Origin of the sequence: Neisseria sp. Dent CA1/247 (assembly GCF_022870825.1) — a bacterium.
Taxonomy (GTDB): domain Bacteria; phylum Pseudomonadota; class Gammaproteobacteria; order Burkholderiales; family Neisseriaceae; genus Neisseria; species Neisseria zoodegmatis.
On record NZ_CP091522.1, the window covers coordinates 1,037,075 to 1,052,361 of the forward strand.

Genomic DNA, 15,287 nt, shown 5'->3' on the forward strand with positions numbered 1-15,287 from the left:
CAGACGGCCTTTGTGATTAATGATGCTCGCGCGCGTGGTTGATGGTGTATTTGGGGATTTCAACCACCAAATCTTCCTCGGCTACTTTGGCTTGGCAGCTCAAGCGGGATTCGGCTTCCAAACCCCATGCCTGATCGAGCAGGTCTTCTTCGATTTCAGACGGCTCTTCCAAGCTGTCGAAACCTTGGCGCACAATCACATGGCAGGTGGTGCAGGCGCAGGATTTTTCGCAGGCGTGGTCGATTTCGATGTCGTTGTCGAGCAGCAAATCGCAAATGGTTTGGCCTTCGGGGGCGTTGTCGATGATTTTTCCCTCGGGGCAGAGTTCGGCGTGCGGCAATATGGTTACTTTCGGCATGTGTGTTCTCTTAAAATGAAATAAAGTTATGGTCGGGCGTTATTTTACCCGATACGGCGGTCGGTGCTGCCGGTTTGCTATTAATGTTTTAAATGGGGCGGAAAGAGCTGCTTGATATTTCCGCCGCTTGTCCGGTTGGGCAAACGGTTTGGGTTTTCAGGCAAGCAGTGCCAAATGTTCGATCAGAATCGAAGAACCGATCGCAATCAGCACGATGCCGCCCAATACCTCGGCGCGTTTGCCTGCGGCTTTGCCAAACGACCGCCCCAAAACCATGCCGACGGCAGACATGATTGTGGTGGTTGTGCCGATCATAAAGGCCGCCAGCCAGATGTTGACTTCTACAAAAGCGAGGCCGACACCCACAATCATCGAATCGATGCTGGTGGCAACGGCGGTAACCACCGTCAGCCAAAAGCCGTTTTTTGCCGTATCGGGATCATCTTCTTCTTTGCCGGACAGTGAGCCGTAAATCATTTTGCCGCCCAAACCCAGCAGCAGGATAAAGGCAACCCAGTGATCCCACTCGGCAATCAAAGGCTTGGCAACCGAGCCGCCCAGCCAGCCGATTAACGGTGTAATGGTTTCAACGATACCGAAAATCAGTGCCGTACGGCCGACGCGCCGCAAGGTCAGGCAATTGCAGTTGCAGGCGGCGCCTTTGGCTATCGAGGCGGCAAAGGCGTCAACAGACATGGCAAAGGCCAGAATGCTTAGGGTGTAGAGGTTCATGGTTGTGTTTAATGGCGTTGTTTGGGCAACGCTTTATTTTTTTATTCAGCCGTTTGGGCAAGTGCTTGGCGGCTTTAGGGTGCTGTTATGGATTGTGTTATTTTCAGACGGCCTCAAGTTGGGAGGCCGTCTGAAATTTAAATATCGTTTACATTTTGTCCGGCTAGGGCGCGTTGGATATTGCGGTTCATGCGTCGGCCGGCGAAGTCGTCGGTGGCGTGCCCTAGCGCGGATACGGCGTTGCGGATTTCGTCGGCATTGCCTGTCTGAGCGAGATTGTGCAAAGCGGCGATGCTGTCGCGGATGGCAGCAAGTTCGGTTTCGTTGAGCAAATCGCCGTCCATTTCCAACGCGGTTTCTACGGCGGCGGTTAGACCTTCGGCTTCCACAACGGCTTCGGCGCGGGCACGGGCGGCCATGTCGTCGGAGGCGTTCGACATGCTCTCTTTCAGCATGTTGGTGATGGTTTCGTCATCGAGACCATAGGAAGGTTTCACTTCGATTTGCGCCTGCACGCCGGTGGATTGTTCGCGGGCGGACACGGAAAGCAGGCCGTCTGCGTCCACTTGGAAGGTTACGCGGATGCGGGCGGCACCGGCCACCATCGGTGGAATACCGCGCAAGGTGAATTTGGCGAGGCTGCGGCAGTCGGACACGAGTTCGCGCTCGCCCTGCACGACATGGATGGTCATCGCGGTTTGGCCGTCTTTAAAGGTGGTGAACTCTTGGGCGCGGGCAGTGGGCAAGGTGCTGTTGCGCGGGATGATTTTTTCCGACAGCCCGCCGTAGGTTTCGAGGCCGAGCGACAGGGGCGTTACGTCGAGCAGCAGCCATTCGTCTTCGTTTTTATTGCCCGCCAGCACATTAGCCTGCATCGCCGCGCCGAGTGCAACCACTTGGTCGGGGTTGAGGTTGTTGAGCGGCGTTTGGCCGAAAAAGGTAGCCACGGCTTGCTGAACGTGCAGCATGCGGGTGGAGCCGCCTACCATAATCACGCCTTTCACGTCGGCCTTGCCCACGCCTGCATCTTTCAAGGCTTGCTTCACCGGTTCGATGGTTTTGGCCACCAGATGTTGAGTGAGGTTGTGGAATTCTTGGCGGGTGATGGCGGTATCGACCGTGCGGCCGTCTGAAAGCACGGTTTGCACGGTGGCGCCGGTGTCGGTAGTGAGTGTTTCTTTGGCAGCGCGGGCAAGGCTGAGCAGTAGTTGGCTGTCTTGCTCGTTGAGCTGCGAGAGTTTGTTTTGCTCCAGCAACCAGCAGAACAGGCGGTGGTCGAAGTCGTCGCCACCGAGCGCGCTGTTGCCGTTGGTGGCTTTCACTTCAAACAGGCCTTTGGTGAGCTGCAACACGGATACGTCGAGCGTGCCGCCGCCGAGGTCGTACACCACAAACGTGCCTTCCGAGCGGTTGTCCAAACCGTAGGCAATCGCGGCGGCGGTCGGCTCGTTGAGCAGGCGCAAAACATTTAATCCGGCCAAACGCGCGGCATCTTTGGTGGCTTGGCGTTGGGCATCGTCGAAATAGGCGGGCACGGTAATCACGGCACCGACAAGCTCGCCGCCGAGGTTTTCTTCGGCGCGCTGTTTCAAAGTGCGGAGGATTTCGGCGGACACGTCGATCGGCGTTTTGTCGCCCGCGCGAGTGTGCAACTCGATAATGCGTTCGTTGCTGCCGAAGCGGTAAGGCAGATAGCGGGCTTCTTGCTGAACATCTTCCAAAGTGCGCCCGATCAAACGTTTGGCGGAGCTGATGGTGTTCACGGGGTCGATTTTCTGAGCCTTGAGCGCGTCGTAGCCGACTTCGATATCGTCTTGGCCGCAATAACGCACAACCGAAGGCAGGGTAACGCGGCCTTTTTCGTCGGGCAGGCAAACGGCGCTGCCGCTTTTAACGGAGGCGACGAGGCTGTTGGTGGTGCCCAAGTCGATACCGACGGCCAAGCGGTGTTGGTGCGGAGCGGCAGACATGCCGGGTTCGGAAATTTGCAGAAGAGCCATGTTTGTGTGCCTTTTAAAGTGTTATTTTTGTCGGCGCGTATTTTAGCAGATTTGACGCGGGTAGTTGAGTAGTTTTGTCGGGAATAGGGATAAGGCCGTCTGAAAATATGGCAGGGCTTGGAAATGAAGCGGGTTTGCGGTTTGAGAGGGCGGTGTTGTTATGCAAATCGGCAACACGGTTTGCTCGTCAGAAGGGCTTGCCGAGTGCAAAGCGTTTTAAGGCAAACCGGCTTCGTCGTCCAAGCTTTTCAGCCACGCCAGCTTTTCGCCGATTTTGATTTCCAGCCCGCGCGGTACGGGTTGGTAGAAGTCCGGTTCGGCCAGACCGTCGGGCATATAGGTTTCGCCGGCGGCGTAGGCGTTCGGTTCGTCGTGGGCATAGCGGTATTCGCGCCCGTAGCCGAGTTCTTTCATCAATTTGGTCGGGGCGTTGCGCAGGTGGACGGGTACTTCGTCGCTGGCATTCTGTTTGATAAATTCCCGCATTTTGTTGTAAGCCTTGTAGCCTGCATTGGATTTGGCGGCTGCGGCTAGGTAAAGCACGGCTTGGGCGAGGGCGAGTTCGCCTTCGGGAGAGCCTAAACGCTCGTAAGTGGCGGCGGCTTCGTTGGCAATCTGCATGGCGCGCGGGTCGGCTAAACCGATGTCTTCCCAAGCCATGCGCACGATGCGGCGGGCGAGGTAGCGCGGGTCGGCGCCGCCGTCGAGCATGCGGCAAAACCAGTAAAGGGCGGCGTTGGGGTGGGAGCCGCGCACGGATTTGTGCAGGGCGGAAATTTGGTTGTAGAAGCTTTCCCCGCCTTTGTCGAAGCGGCGGATTTGTGTGCCGAGGCTTTCGGTGAGGAAGGCGGCATCGAGCGTTTTCAGACGGCGTGTATCGGCGGCACGCAGCAGTTGTTCCAAAAGATTGAGCAGGCGGCGGGCGTCGCCGTCGGAAGTGTCGGCGAGCAGTTCGCGGGCTTCATCGGTGATGGTGAAGGCGGTGTATTCGGGCAGTGCCAGCACTTTGTCGATAAGCTGCTGCATGTCTTGCGCAGTTAACGGTTGCAATACATATACTTGCGCGCGGCTGAGTAGGGCGGGGTTGACTTCGAAAGAGGGGTTTTCGGTGGTGGCGCCGATGAAGGTTAACAGGCCGCTTTCGACGTGCGGCAAAAAGGCGTCTTGCTGGGCTTTGTTGAAACGGTGGACTTCATCGACAAACAAAATAGTCGCGCGGCCTTGCTGTAAGGAGATTTCTGCTTTGTCGATGGCTTCGCGGATGTCTTTCACGCCTGAAAATACTGCCGACACGGGCAGAAACTGGGCGTTGAAGCTTTGCGCCAAAATCCGCGCCAAGGTGGTTTTGCCGACGCCGGGCGGCCCCCACAGCAGCATGGAATGCGGTTTGCCGCCTTCAATCGCCACGCGCAAAGGTTTGCCTTCGCCGATAAGGTGCTGTTGCCCGATCACTTCGTCAAGCGAGTGCGGGCGCAGGCGTTCGGCTAAGGGAGCGTCGGGTTGGCGGGAAAAGAGGTCGGTCATGGCGCGGTTTTCTGTTCAGACGGCCTTTATTATAGCGGAGAAAGTGCAGAGTGATGTCGGCCGGCTTGCAGCAAGATGAAGTTTCGTCGCCATAACCGTGTAAGCGGCAGCACGATGTTGTACAATACCGCCTTGGTGGGTTTCAGACGGCCTCTCGATTGGCGAGCCGTTTGTTTTTAGAAAGAAAATGTATGAAGAAAACAGCAGGATTGGTGGGAATGTTGTTGCTCGGTGCCTGTGCCGGCGGCGCAAACGGTATGTTGTCAAGTAATTCGATTGTGAAATCGGTGGTTGATAACCAATGCCGTATAGAGTTGAACAAACGCAGCGAATGGAAATTGGCATCGTTGGTAATGACGGCTCAACAGCAGCGCGAATGGGAAGACAAAATCTGCGGCTGTGCCGGCGAAGAAGTATTCAATCATGTGACGACCGACGAATTGATTAAGATTGCCAACCCCGATACCCGTGTGGAAGCCGCAGCTTCGGTAACCGCGAAAACCGTTACCGCCTGCGTGAAACGCTTGATACGCTAAACCTGTTTTTCAGACGGCCTCTGTCGCAAGGCAGGCCGTCTGAAAATAAAATAAGATATAAGCCCGCTTTCGGGCATGAAATTTTTCAAACCATCTCACGAAATACAAGAAGAAATCATGAAATATATCAGCACCCGCGGCCAAACCGCACATAAAGCATTCAGCGAAGTTTTATTGATGGGTCTCGCCCCCGACGGCGGCCTGATGATGCCCGAAAGCTATCCGCAGGTTGACGGGCAAACTCTGGAAAAATGGCGCGGCTTGAGCTATCCCGAATTGGCTTTTGAAATCATGAGCCTGTTTGTGACCGATATTCCCGCCGACGACCTGCGCGACATCATCAACCGCACGTACACCGCCGAAGCTTTCGGCACGGCAGAAATCACGCCGGTGCGCACGCTTTCAGACGGCATCAAAATCCAAGCCCTCTCCAACGGCCCGACGCTGGCGTTTAAAGACATGGCCATGCAGTTTCTCGGCAACGCGTTTGAATATGTGCTGAACAAAGAAGGCAAACAGCTCAATATCCTCGGCGCCACCAGCGGCGATACCGGTTCGGCAGCCGAATACGCGCTGCGCGGCAAAAAAGGCATTCATGTATTCATGCTGTCGCCCGAAGGCAAAATGAGTGCTTTCCAACGCGCACAGATGTTCAGCCTGCAAGACGAGAATATCCACAATATCGCCGTAAAAGGTATGTTTGACGACTGCCAAGATATAGTCAAAGCCGTGCAAAATGACGCTTCTTTCAAAGAGCAATACCATATCGGCACGGTCAACTCCATTAACTGGGGGCGCATCGTTGCCCAAGTGGTGTATTACTTTGCCGGCTATTTCAACGCAACCCACAGCAATGAGCAAAAAGTCAGCTTCTGCGTGCCCAGCGGCAACTTCGGCAACGTGTGCGCCGGCCACATTGCCCGCCAGATGGGTCTGCCCATCCATCGCCTGATTGTGGCGACGAATGAAAACGACGTGTTGGACGAGTTTTTCAAAACCGGCGAATACCGCCCGCGTACCGCCGACCACACTATGGTAACTTCCAGCCCGTCTATGGATATTTCCAAAGCCTCCAACTTCGAGCGTTTTATTTTCGATTTGGTTGAGCGCGATGCCGCACAAGTGGAAGCCTTGTGGGCGGAAGTGGGCGCAGGCAAAGGCTTTGACCTGAATTGGCTGCTGGAAAAAGTGCATCAACGCTACGGTTTCGTATCCGGCAAAAGCCTGCACAAAGACCGTTTGCGCATCATCGCCGAAGTGTACCAAGCCGACGGCGAACTCATCGACCCGCATACCGCCGACGGTGTGAAAGTGGCGCGCGAAGTGCGCGAAGCGGGCGAAACCATCGTTTGTTTGGAAACCGCATTGGCGGCCAAGTTTGAAGACACCATCCGCGAAGCCGTGGGCGACGTGCAAATCCCGCGCCCCACCGGTTTGGAAGGCTTAGAAAAACTGCCGCAACGCGTTCAAGTCGTGCCGAACAATGCGGACATCGTTAAAGCCATCATTCGTGAAACTTTAGAAAAATAAAGGTGTTCAGGCCGTCTGAAACGTTTTAGCGAAACTCGCACAGCTCGTTTTGGCGAAGCGCGCAAAGTTCGCTTTCAGACGGCCTTTGAGATAAACGGAACAACGGTTCGCCAACCGGATATCGGTACAGCCCTCTGCGGCTGTTTCGTGCTATCTGCAAACATTGTGATGAAAAATGTTTTTGTTTAGAATGACATGTTTGCGCTCAATTTACGGGAAATTATGCCAAACCAAATGAAAGAGCGGCCAAATCTGGTTTTATACACGCGCTTACTGGGGTATCTGAAAAACTATTGGAAGATTTTTTCCTTTGCTGTTTTTTCGATGCTGGTGGTGGCGGCGACCATGCCTGCGTTTGGCTATCTGTTGAAGCCGTTGATTAACGAAGGCTTCGTCGATAAAAACATGCAGAAAATGACCTGGCTGCCGCTGGCGATTGTGGGTCTGTTTCTGATTCGCGGCCTGTTCAATTTTCTCAACGAATATTGCACCACCTACCTTTCGAGCCATTTGGTACAAAAGGTGCGCGGCGAAATGTTTGAAAAAATGATGCGCCTGCCGTCGGGCTATTTCGGCAACAACAGCAGCGGCCGGATTATGTCGCGCATTTTGAGCGATGCCGGCCAGATTACCGACGCCGGTTTCAACGTGATTACGGTCATCGCCAAAGACGGCGTCAGCGTGGTTGGTCTGCTGTGTTTGCTGTTTTATCTAGACTGGAAACTCACGCTGATTACCTTCGGCATTTTGCCGGTGGTGGCCATCAGCATCCGTTTGGTGAGCCGCCGTTTGCGCAATCTGTCGCAGGTCAACCAAACTTATCTCGGCCAAATGATGCAGGTGCTGAATGAAAGCATCGAAGGCGCGCGCGTGATTAAGGTTTACGGCGGTCAAAAATATGAAACGGCACGCTTCGAGCATGTGTCTGACCATGTGCGCCGCAACAATATCAAGCAGGTTTCCGCCAGCTCTTTCGGCACGGGTTTTACCCAGCTGATGGCATCGGTGGCTTTGGCCGTGATTGTGTATGTGGCGGCAGGTCAGGCCAATTCTTCGGATTTCAGCGCCGGCGACTTTATGGCGTTTTTGTCGAGCATGATCATGATGTTTGACCCGATCAAACGCATGACCGGTGTGGTGCAGTCCCTTCAACGCGGCTTGGCGGCAGCGGAAAGCGTATTCGGCTTTTTGGATGCGCCCGAAGAAAGCGACGGCGGCAGTTTGGTATTGAGCACCAAACCGGGCAATATCGAATTTTGTAATGTCGTGCACCGCTATCCCGAAGCCGAGCGCAACAGTTTGAACGGCATCAATCTTTTGGTGCCGCAAGGCAAAGTAGTTGCATTGGTCGGCGCGTCGGGCTGCGGCAAAACCACTTTGGCCAACATGCTGCCGCGCTTTTTCGATCCGACCGAAGGCGAGATCCGCATCGGCGGCATTGATTTGCGCGAGTTTACGCTCGAAAGCCTGCGCGCCAATATGGCGTTTGTGAGCCAAGATGTCGTGCTCTTCAACGGCTCGGTAGCGGCCAATATCGCTTACGGCCGTCTGAATAAAGTGAGTGAAGCCGATATTATTCAGGCAGCCAAAGCCGCCAATGCTTGGGAGTTTATCAAAGCCATGCCGCACGGTTTGCAGACCGAAATCGGCGAGAACGGTTTGAAACTTTCGGGCGGTCAGCGGCAGCGTTTGGCGATTGCGCGCGCCATTCTGAAAGACGCACCGATTTTGATTTTAGACGAAGCCACCAGCGCGCTGGATAATGAGTCCGAGCGCTTGGTGCAGGCGGCGTTGGAAACCTTGATGCAAAACCGCACCACGATTGTGATCGCCCACCGCTTATCCACGATTGAAAAAGCCGACAATATCGTGGTGATGCACGAAGGCAGGGTGGTCGAGCAGGGTACGCATACCGAATTGCTGGCTAAGGGCGGCCGCTATGCCGATTTGCACAGCCTGCAATTCGATAAGCACGGCGAAATTTCAGACGGCCTAAGCCAAGCCGCAGATTAATTCATTTTCAGACGGCCTCATATACATGCCGTCTGAAACCGGTAATTTTTTGCTATTTCTATTATTGATTAAGGAAGCTTAAATGGCAGCATTCAATACCCAAAAAGTTTTATCAGTACATCACTGGACAGACGCTTATTTCACTTTCACCTGCACGCGCGACGAGTCGCTGCGTTTTGAAAACGGCCAATTCGTGATGGTCGGCTTAATGGTGGACGGCAAACCCTTGATGCGCGCATACAGCGTGGCCAGCGCCAACTGGGAAGAGCATCTCGAGTTTTTCAGTATCAAAGTGCAAGACGGCCCGTTAACCAGCCGTTTGCAGCATTTGAAAGTGGGCGACGAAGTGCTGATCAGCAAAAAGCCTACCGGCACGCTGATTTGCGGTGATTTGAATCCCGGTAAGCATCTTTATCTGCTCTCAACCGGCACCGGCATCGCACCGTTTTTGAGCATCACGAAAGACCCCGAAGTGTATGAACAGTTTGAAAAAGTGATTTTGGTACACGGTGTGCGCTACAAAAAAGATTTGGCTTATTACGACCGCTTTACCAAAGAATTGCCCGAACACGAGTATCTGGGCGACCTCGTGAAAGAGAAGCTGATTTATTATCCGGTGGTGTCGCGCGAAGAATTTCCGCACCGCGGCCACATTACCGATTTGATGCGCAGCGGTAAATTGTTTGAAGACATCGGCTTGCCGATGATGAACCCCGAGCACGACCGCGCCATGCTGTGCGGAAGCCCGGCCATGCTCAAAGATACCAGCGAGGTGTTAAACGAATTCGGTTTGAAAGTGTCGCCGAAAATGGGTCAGCGCGGCGATTACTTGATTGAACGCGCGTTTGTGGATCAATAAGCAGGGTAATTTGCCGAATAGCTTGGTGTGCATACAGAGGCCGTCTGAAATAAACTTTCAGACGGCCTCTGTTTATTGGCAGGCAGAATTAGATTTCAAACGTACTTTCATGGTTTGCGCCGCGTATCATGCCGGCGGCAACCGTGTGGTTGGTTGCTTCGTCTATCAAGATAAAAGCGCCTGTGGCTGGGTTTTCTGTGTAGGCCGTTGCGTTGAGCGGCTGCTGTGTTTTCAGGCTGACATTGCCGATGTCGTTCAGGTTAAGCTGCTGCGCCGATTGAACGTGGCTGAGGGTGTGCACATCCCACACATAAGCGATTTCGCTGATTTTCACGCCGGTGGTTTTTGCGCCTTGTTTGAGCAGGTATTTCCGCCGCAGATTAAGCGGCGTTTCGTCAAACCAGCATAAGGCCGCCTGAAAATTTTGTTGCGGTATCAGCGGATTGTCGGCGGAAACAATGCTGTCACCGCGTGAAACGTCTATGTCGCTGTCGAGCGTTAAGGTTAGTACATCGCCGGCTTGGGCAGAGTCGCTTTTGCCGTTCGGCTGGTAGATTTCCGCAATGCGCGCGGTTTTGTTATTGGGCAGGATTCTGACTTCGTCTCCCGTTTTCAGACGGCCTGCTTCCAAACGCCCTTGATAGCCGCGGAAATCATCGCTGCTGCTGCCGTCTTGTCGAGCCACACGCTGCACGGAAAAGTAAGCGAGTTGGTGGTCGGTGTTTCTGCGGGCTGCCGGCAGGCTTTCCAAAAGCGGCAGCAACGCCAGCCCTGTGTACCAAGGTGTATTGGGGCTGATATCGACAATGTTGTCGCCGTTTAAAGCGCTGATGGGTAGGAAATGGATATCGGCTTCCAAGCCGATGTGCTGGGCCAGTTTTTGATAGGCTTGAGTGATGGCGAGATATTTGTGTTCGTCAAAGCCTAAGAGATCAAGTTTGTTGACGGCCACAATGATGTTCGGGCAGCCGAGCAGCTTCAAAATGGCGCTGTGGCGTTTGGTTTGGGGCAGTAATACAGGTTCGTTGCTGCTGAAATCAACGCGGGTGGCATCAACCAAAATAATTGCGGCATCCGCGGTGGATGCGCCCGTAACCATATTGCGCGTGTACTGTTCATGGCCGGGCGTGTCGGCGATGATAAATTTGCGCTTGGGCGTGGAGAAATAACGGTAGGCAACGTCAATGGTAATGCCTTGTTCGCGCTCGGCGGCCAAGCCGTCGGTCAGGCTGGCGAAGTCGGGCACTTGGCCGTTTTGAGCTGTTTGGTCGAGTTTGGCGGCTTGGTCGGCGAGCAGGGCTTTGCTGTCGTAAAGCAAGCGGCCGATAAGGGTGGACTTGCCGTCATCTACGCTGCCGGCAGTAATAAAGCGAAGCAGAGGGGCGGTGGGTGCGTTCATACAAAATCCTTTTTTCAGATGGCCTGTTATTTGATGACTACTGTAAACAGGCCGTCTGAAAAAAGGAAAGAATGGTTCGTTTTAATTTAAGATGATTTTGTTATATTGGTGTTGAAAATGTTTGAGACCCATGGGGTGGCCGTCCGAAAATAATGGAAGTACTCGCGGATTTAACGGCAAACAAAATCCCCTGATTGCGAGCTGTAAAACAGCACCAATCAGGGGATTGCTTCAAACTAAACGTCTGATTTCAGACGGCCTCAATTAAGACAACAAGTGAGCCACGCCTGCTTTTTCTTCTTCCAGCTCTTTCAGAGTCACATTGATGCGCTCTTGGCTGAATTCGTCGATTTCCAAACCTTCAACCAGTTTGTATTCGCCGTTTTCGCAAGTTACCGGGAAGCCGAACATAGTGCCTTCGGGAATGCCGTAAGAGCCGTCAGAAGGAATACCCATGGTTACCCATTTGCCGTTGGTGCCCAGCACCCAGTCACGGATGTGGTCGATGGCGGCGTTGGCGGCAGAAGCAGCAGAAGACAGGCCGCGCGCTTCAATAATGGCAGCACCGCGTTTGCCCACGGTCGGCAGGAACACATTGGCGTTCCACTCTTGATCGTTGATCATGTCTTTCACGCTTTCGCCGTTGATGGTGGCAAAGCGGTAATCTGCATACATGGTGGGAGAGTGGTTGCCCCATACGCACAGTTTTTCAATGTCTGCTACGGCTTTGCCGGTTTTCTCTGCGATTTGGCTCAACGCGCGGTTGTGGTCGAGACGCAGCATCGCAGTGAAGTTTTTCGCAGGCAGATCAGGTGCGGATTTCATGGCAATGTAAGCGTTGGTGTTGGCAGGGTTGCCCACAACCAAAACTTTCACATTGCGGTCGGCAACTTTGTTCAATGCAGCACCTTGTTTGGTGAAGATTTCGGCATTGGCCAGCAGCAAATCGGCACGTTCCATACCTTTGCTGCGCGGACGAGAACCTACCAAAATGGCAATTTGTGCGTCTTTGAAAGCCACTTCAGGGTCGTCGGTGGTGAACATATCGGCCAGCAGAGGGAAGGCACAATCCTGAAGCTCCATCATCACGCCTTTCACGGCATTTTGCGCTTGGGGCAAATCTAACAATTGAAGGATAACAGGCTGGTCTTTACCTAACATTTCGCCACTGGCAATACGGAACAATAAAGCATAACCAATTTGACCGGCGGCACCGGTTACCGCAACGCGAACGGGTGATTTCATACCAAAACTCTCCTGGGTGAATTTGTGATTGTGATAAACAAATATAATGATTCAGACGGCCTCATCAAATATTTTCGATGATGCGAAGTGAATGAAGCATTTATATTTATATAACTTAAAGCATTTAGCGCAAAAGACCTTCAAGCCGTTTTGCGGCTGTGTGCAAACGGATGGTATGCCATTTGAAGCCATCAAAACCGTTTTTGCAACGCTGTATCATACCAAATTTACACAACGGGGCAATAGAATTTTGTAATCGCATGAAACCGATGGGGAGCGGTTTTATTTTGTATGGAAAAGCAATCCGGTGGAATTTAGCTTCAAGCAGGAAATTTATGTGGCTGGAATAGGACGTTTGTGAGCCACGGATTGATGAAAAATACGGATAAATTGAAATTTTATGTGCTTAAAACCAATATAAAAATCTATTGTTTGTTAAGGAAGCCGTAAAATTCATAAAAAACTGTAACAAAAGACTGGTCAAGCAGTTGCAAAACATGTAAATTACGTCTTAACGTAGTTTTATGTAGCCCGCTTTAGGCGGAGGTGCATAAACCTACTTTTTGGTTTGAGTTTTTTGAGAAAAATACTGTGTAAAGAGGATATTGAAATGCAGACGAAGCAGCGCCCTGTATTCCTTGAAATCCCCAATATCAGATTACCGATACCCGGGATTGTTTCTATTCTGCACCGCATCAGCGGGGTTATTTTATTTGTAAGCCTGCCCCTTTTGCTGTGTTTCCTTGCCGGTACGTTGAGCCGTGAGGCTGCATTTGAAACTTACCGTTCCGTTGTCTCCAATCCGTTTGTGAAGCTCGCTTTGATAGGTCTTCTATGGGCTTATCTGCACCATTCTTTAGCCGGTATCCGTTTCTTGTTGTTGGATGCCCATAAAGGACTGGAATTGCAAACTGCCCGTGCAACTGCCAAATTGGTATTTGTTGCAGCATTGGTGTTAACCGTAGTATTAGGAGCATGGTTATGGTAGACCGTAAATTGGCCGGTGCCCATTACGGCTTGCGTGATTGGGCAATGCAACGTGCGACAGCAGTTATCATGTTGGTTTACACAGTTGCTTTCATTATCTTCTTGCTTGCCTTGCCTGGCGATTACGATTCATGGCAGGCATTTTTTGCGCAAACATGGGTTAAAGTATTTACCCAAGTTACTTTCATCGCATTGTTTCTGCATGCTTGGGTAGGTATCCGTGACTTATGGATGGACTACATCAAGCCTTTCGGTTTGCGATTGTTTTTACAAGTAGCCACTATTATTTGGTTGGTGGGATGCTTGGTTTATTCGGTTAAAGTAATTTGGGGTATTGTATGAATTTTCCTGTTCGTAAGTTTGATGCTGTAATTGTTGGTGGCGGCGGTGCAGGTTTGCGTGCTGCGTTGCAATTATCTAAATCCGGTTTAAACACAGCCGTATTGTCTAAAGTTTTCCCTACTCGCTCTCACACCGTAGCTGCTCAGGGCGGTATTTCCGCTTCTTTGGGTAACGTACAGGAAGACCGTTGGGACTGGCACATGTACGATACCGTAAAAGGTTCGGATTGGTTGGGCGACCAAGATGCCATCGAATTTATGTGTCGTCGTGCTCCTGAGGCCGTTATCGAGCTGGAACACATGGGTATGCCTTTCGACCGCGTAGAGAGCGGCAAAATTTATCAACGTCCTTTCGGCGGTCACACTGCCGAACACGGTAAACGCGCCGTAGAACGTGCTTGTGCGGTAGCAGACCGTACAGGCCACGCTATGTTGCATACGCTGTATCAACAAAACGTGCGTGCAAACACGCAATTTTTTGTGGAGTGGACTGCACTGGACTTGATTCGTGATGACAATGGCGATGTTGTCGGCGTAACCGCTATGGAAATGGAAACTGGAGATATTTACATTTTCCACGCTAAAGCCGTATTGTTTGCTACCGGCGGCGCGGGCCGTATTTATGCTTCATCAACCAATGCCTTTATGAATACCGGCGACGGTTTGGGCATTTGTGCTCGTGCGGGTATTCCGTTGGAAGATATGGAATTCTGGCAATTCCACCCGACCGGTGTGGCCGGAGCCGGTGTATTGATTACCGAAGGTGTACGCGGTGAAGGCGGTATTCTGCTGAACTGCGACGGTGAACGTTTCATGGAACGCTATGCGCCAACCGTAAAAGACTTGGCTTCTCGCGACGTAGTTTCGCGTGCTATGGCGATGGAAATTTATGAAGGCCGCGGCTGTGGTAAAAATAAAGACCATGTATTGCTGAAAATCGACCATATCGGTGCAGAAAAGATTATGGAAAAACTGCCGGGTATCCGCGAGATTTCCATTCAGTTTGCCGGTATCGATCCGATTAAAGATCCGATTCCGGTTGTGCCGACCACCCACTACATGATGGGCGGTATTCCTACCAATTATTTGGGCGAAGTGGTTGTGCCTCAAGGCGATAATCCCGAAGCTGTGGTGAACGGTTTATATGCTGCCGGCGAGTGTGCTTGTGCTTCTGTACATGGTGCTAACCGTTTGGGCACAAACTCCCTGTTAGACTTGGTTGTATTCGGTAAATCTGCCGGCGACAGCATGATTGAATACATCAACAAGCAAGACGGCTGGAAAGAGTTACCCGGCAATGCTGGCGAGCTCACCAAGCAACGTTTGGATCGTTTGAATAACCAAACCGGCGGTGAAAATGTAGATGAGTTGCGTCGTGAACTGCAACGTACCGTTCAGTTGCATGCAGGTGTGTTCCGTACCGATGCCATCTTAAAAGAGGGCGTGGAAAAAGTATTGAAACTTGCCGAACGTGTTAAACATACGGAAATTAAAGACAAGAGCCAAGTATGGAATACAGCACGAATCGAAGCTTTGGAGCTGGATAACCTGATGGAAGTGGCTAAGGCTACCTTGGTTTCTGCCGAAGCCCGTAAAGAATCCCGCGGTGCGCATGCTTCAGACGACCATCCTGAGCGTGATGATGGAAACTGGATGAAACACACCCTTTTCTACACTGCCGACAACAGCTTGTCTTACAAACCGGTTCACACTAAACCATTGACCGTTGATTATATTGAACCGGCCAAGCGCGTTTACTAAAA

At 52.2% G+C, this 15,287-nt stretch carries 13 protein-coding genes; 7 read left to right on the top strand and 6 right to left on the bottom strand.

What is annotated here, in order from left to right:
- Positions 1 to 16 precede the first annotated feature (16 nt).
- From fdx to LVJ85_RS05090, 4 genes are all read right to left on the bottom strand, one after another.
- Entirely contained in the window at positions 17 to 358 is a 342-nt protein-coding gene (gene fdx / locus LVJ85_RS05075) for an ISC system 2Fe-2S type ferredoxin (protein ID WP_244742071.1), read from the bottom strand.
- Positions 359 to 514: 156 nt separating this feature from the next.
- On the bottom strand, positions 515 to 1,090 hold the full coding sequence (locus tag LVJ85_RS05080) for a manganese efflux pump MntP family protein (protein ID WP_244742074.1): 576 nt from the start codon (positions 1,088 to 1,090) through the stop codon (positions 515 to 517).
- Between the two features lie 137 nt (positions 1,091 to 1,227).
- The gene (hscA, locus tag LVJ85_RS05085; protein ID WP_244742077.1) at positions 1,228 to 3,090 is read right to left on the bottom strand and encodes a Fe-S protein assembly chaperone HscA; all 1,863 of its coding nucleotides are present in this window, start codon (positions 3,088 to 3,090) and stop codon (positions 1,228 to 1,230) included.
- A gap of 216 nt (positions 3,091 to 3,306) precedes the next feature.
- A complete protein-coding gene (locus LVJ85_RS05090) occupies positions 3,307 to 4,614 on the bottom strand; it encodes a replication-associated recombination protein A (protein ID WP_244742081.1) in 1,308 nt (435 codons plus the stop codon).
- Positions 4,615 to 4,805: 191 nt separating this feature from the next.
- On the opposite strand from LVJ85_RS05090, the gene LVJ85_RS05095 reads away from it, so the two are divergent.
- The 4 genes from LVJ85_RS05095 (at position 4,806) to LVJ85_RS05110 (ending at position 9,552) form a co-directional block, all read left to right on the top strand.
- A complete protein-coding gene (locus LVJ85_RS05095) occupies positions 4,806 to 5,150 on the top strand; it encodes a hypothetical protein (protein WP_085363216.1) in 345 nt (114 codons plus the stop codon).
- 117 nt (positions 5,151 to 5,267) lie between these two features.
- The gene (thrC, locus tag LVJ85_RS05100) at positions 5,268 to 6,680 is read left to right on the top strand and encodes a threonine synthase (RefSeq protein ID WP_244742084.1); all 1,413 of its coding nucleotides are present in this window, start codon (positions 5,268 to 5,270) and stop codon (positions 6,678 to 6,680) included.
- A gap of 222 nt (positions 6,681 to 6,902) precedes the next feature.
- Positions 6,903 to 8,693, top strand: coding sequence for a lipid A export permease/ATP-binding protein MsbA (gene msbA / locus LVJ85_RS05105; RefSeq protein ID WP_244742088.1), 1,791 nt, complete (start codon positions 6,903 to 6,905; stop codon positions 8,691 to 8,693).
- Positions 8,694 to 8,775: 82 nt separating this feature from the next.
- Positions 8,776 to 9,552 (top strand): ferredoxin--NADP reductase, encoded by a 777-nt coding sequence (locus LVJ85_RS05110; RefSeq protein ID WP_085363218.1) that lies wholly within the window; start codon positions 8,776 to 8,778, stop codon positions 9,550 to 9,552.
- A gap of 88 nt (positions 9,553 to 9,640) precedes the next feature.
- Here the strand turns inward: LVJ85_RS05110 and LVJ85_RS05115 are convergent, their stop codons facing one another.
- Both LVJ85_RS05115 and LVJ85_RS05120 read right to left on the bottom strand, forming a co-directional pair.
- Positions 9,641 to 10,951 (bottom strand): sulfate adenylyltransferase subunit 1, encoded by a 1,311-nt coding sequence (locus LVJ85_RS05115; protein ID WP_244742091.1) that lies wholly within the window; start codon positions 10,949 to 10,951, stop codon positions 9,641 to 9,643.
- 264 nt (positions 10,952 to 11,215) lie between these two features.
- Positions 11,216 to 12,196 (bottom strand): malate dehydrogenase, encoded by a 981-nt coding sequence (locus tag LVJ85_RS05120; RefSeq protein WP_085363220.1) that lies wholly within the window; start codon positions 12,194 to 12,196, stop codon positions 11,216 to 11,218.
- A gap of 610 nt (positions 12,197 to 12,806) precedes the next feature.
- Here LVJ85_RS05120 and sdhC point away from each other — a divergent pair.
- From sdhC to sdhA, 3 genes are read left to right on the top strand one after another with little or no spacing between them, the layout of a single operon-like run.
- Entirely contained in the window at positions 12,807 to 13,184 is a 378-nt protein-coding gene (gene sdhC / locus LVJ85_RS05125; protein ID WP_085363221.1) for a succinate dehydrogenase, cytochrome b556 subunit, read from the top strand.
- Entirely contained in the window at positions 13,178 to 13,525 is a 348-nt protein-coding gene (sdhD, locus tag LVJ85_RS05130) for a succinate dehydrogenase, hydrophobic membrane anchor protein (protein WP_085363222.1), read from the top strand. Before sdhC ends, sdhD begins: the two co-directional genes overlap by 7 nt.
- The gene (sdhA, locus tag LVJ85_RS05135) at positions 13,522 to 15,285 is read left to right on the top strand and encodes a succinate dehydrogenase flavoprotein subunit (RefSeq protein ID WP_244742094.1); all 1,764 of its coding nucleotides are present in this window, start codon (positions 13,522 to 13,524) and stop codon (positions 15,283 to 15,285) included. The genes sdhD and sdhA overlap by 4 nt, the downstream gene beginning before the upstream one ends.
- Positions 15,286 to 15,287: the final 2 nt, after the last annotated feature.

What these genes read in the sequence shown, in the direction of transcription:
- fdx (WP_244742071.1), bottom strand. Translation starts at nt 358, where the DNA reads ATGCCGAAAGTAACCATATTGCCGCACGCCGAACTCTGCCCCGAGGGA.
- LVJ85_RS05080 (WP_244742074.1), bottom strand. Translation starts at nt 1,090, where the DNA reads ATGAACCTCTACACCCTAAGCATTCTGGCCTTTGCCATGTCTGTTGAC.
- hscA (WP_244742077.1), bottom strand. Translation starts at nt 3,090, where the DNA reads ATGGCTCTTCTGCAAATTTCCGAACCCGGCATGTCTGCCGCTCCGCAC.
- LVJ85_RS05090 (WP_244742081.1), bottom strand. Translation starts at nt 4,614, where the DNA reads ATGACCGACCTCTTTTCCCGCCAACCCGACGCTCCCTTAGCCGAACGC.
- LVJ85_RS05095 (WP_085363216.1), top strand. Translation starts at nt 4,806, where the DNA reads ATGAAGAAAACAGCAGGATTGGTGGGAATGTTGTTGCTCGGTGCCTGT.
- thrC (WP_244742084.1), top strand. Translation starts at nt 5,268, where the DNA reads ATGAAATATATCAGCACCCGCGGCCAAACCGCACATAAAGCATTCAGC.
- msbA (WP_244742088.1), top strand. Translation starts at nt 6,903, where the DNA reads ATGCCAAACCAAATGAAAGAGCGGCCAAATCTGGTTTTATACACGCGC.
- LVJ85_RS05110 (WP_085363218.1), top strand. Translation starts at nt 8,776, where the DNA reads ATGGCAGCATTCAATACCCAAAAAGTTTTATCAGTACATCACTGGACA.
- LVJ85_RS05115 (WP_244742091.1), bottom strand. Translation starts at nt 10,951, where the DNA reads ATGAACGCACCCACCGCCCCTCTGCTTCGCTTTATTACTGCCGGCAGC.
- LVJ85_RS05120 (WP_085363220.1), bottom strand. Translation starts at nt 12,196, where the DNA reads ATGAAATCACCCGTTCGCGTTGCGGTAACCGGTGCCGCCGGTCAAATT.
- sdhC (WP_085363221.1), top strand. Translation starts at nt 12,807, where the DNA reads ATGCAGACGAAGCAGCGCCCTGTATTCCTTGAAATCCCCAATATCAGA.
- sdhD (WP_085363222.1), top strand. Translation starts at nt 13,178, where the DNA reads ATGGTAGACCGTAAATTGGCCGGTGCCCATTACGGCTTGCGTGATTGG.
- sdhA (WP_244742094.1), top strand. Translation starts at nt 13,522, where the DNA reads ATGAATTTTCCTGTTCGTAAGTTTGATGCTGTAATTGTTGGTGGCGGC.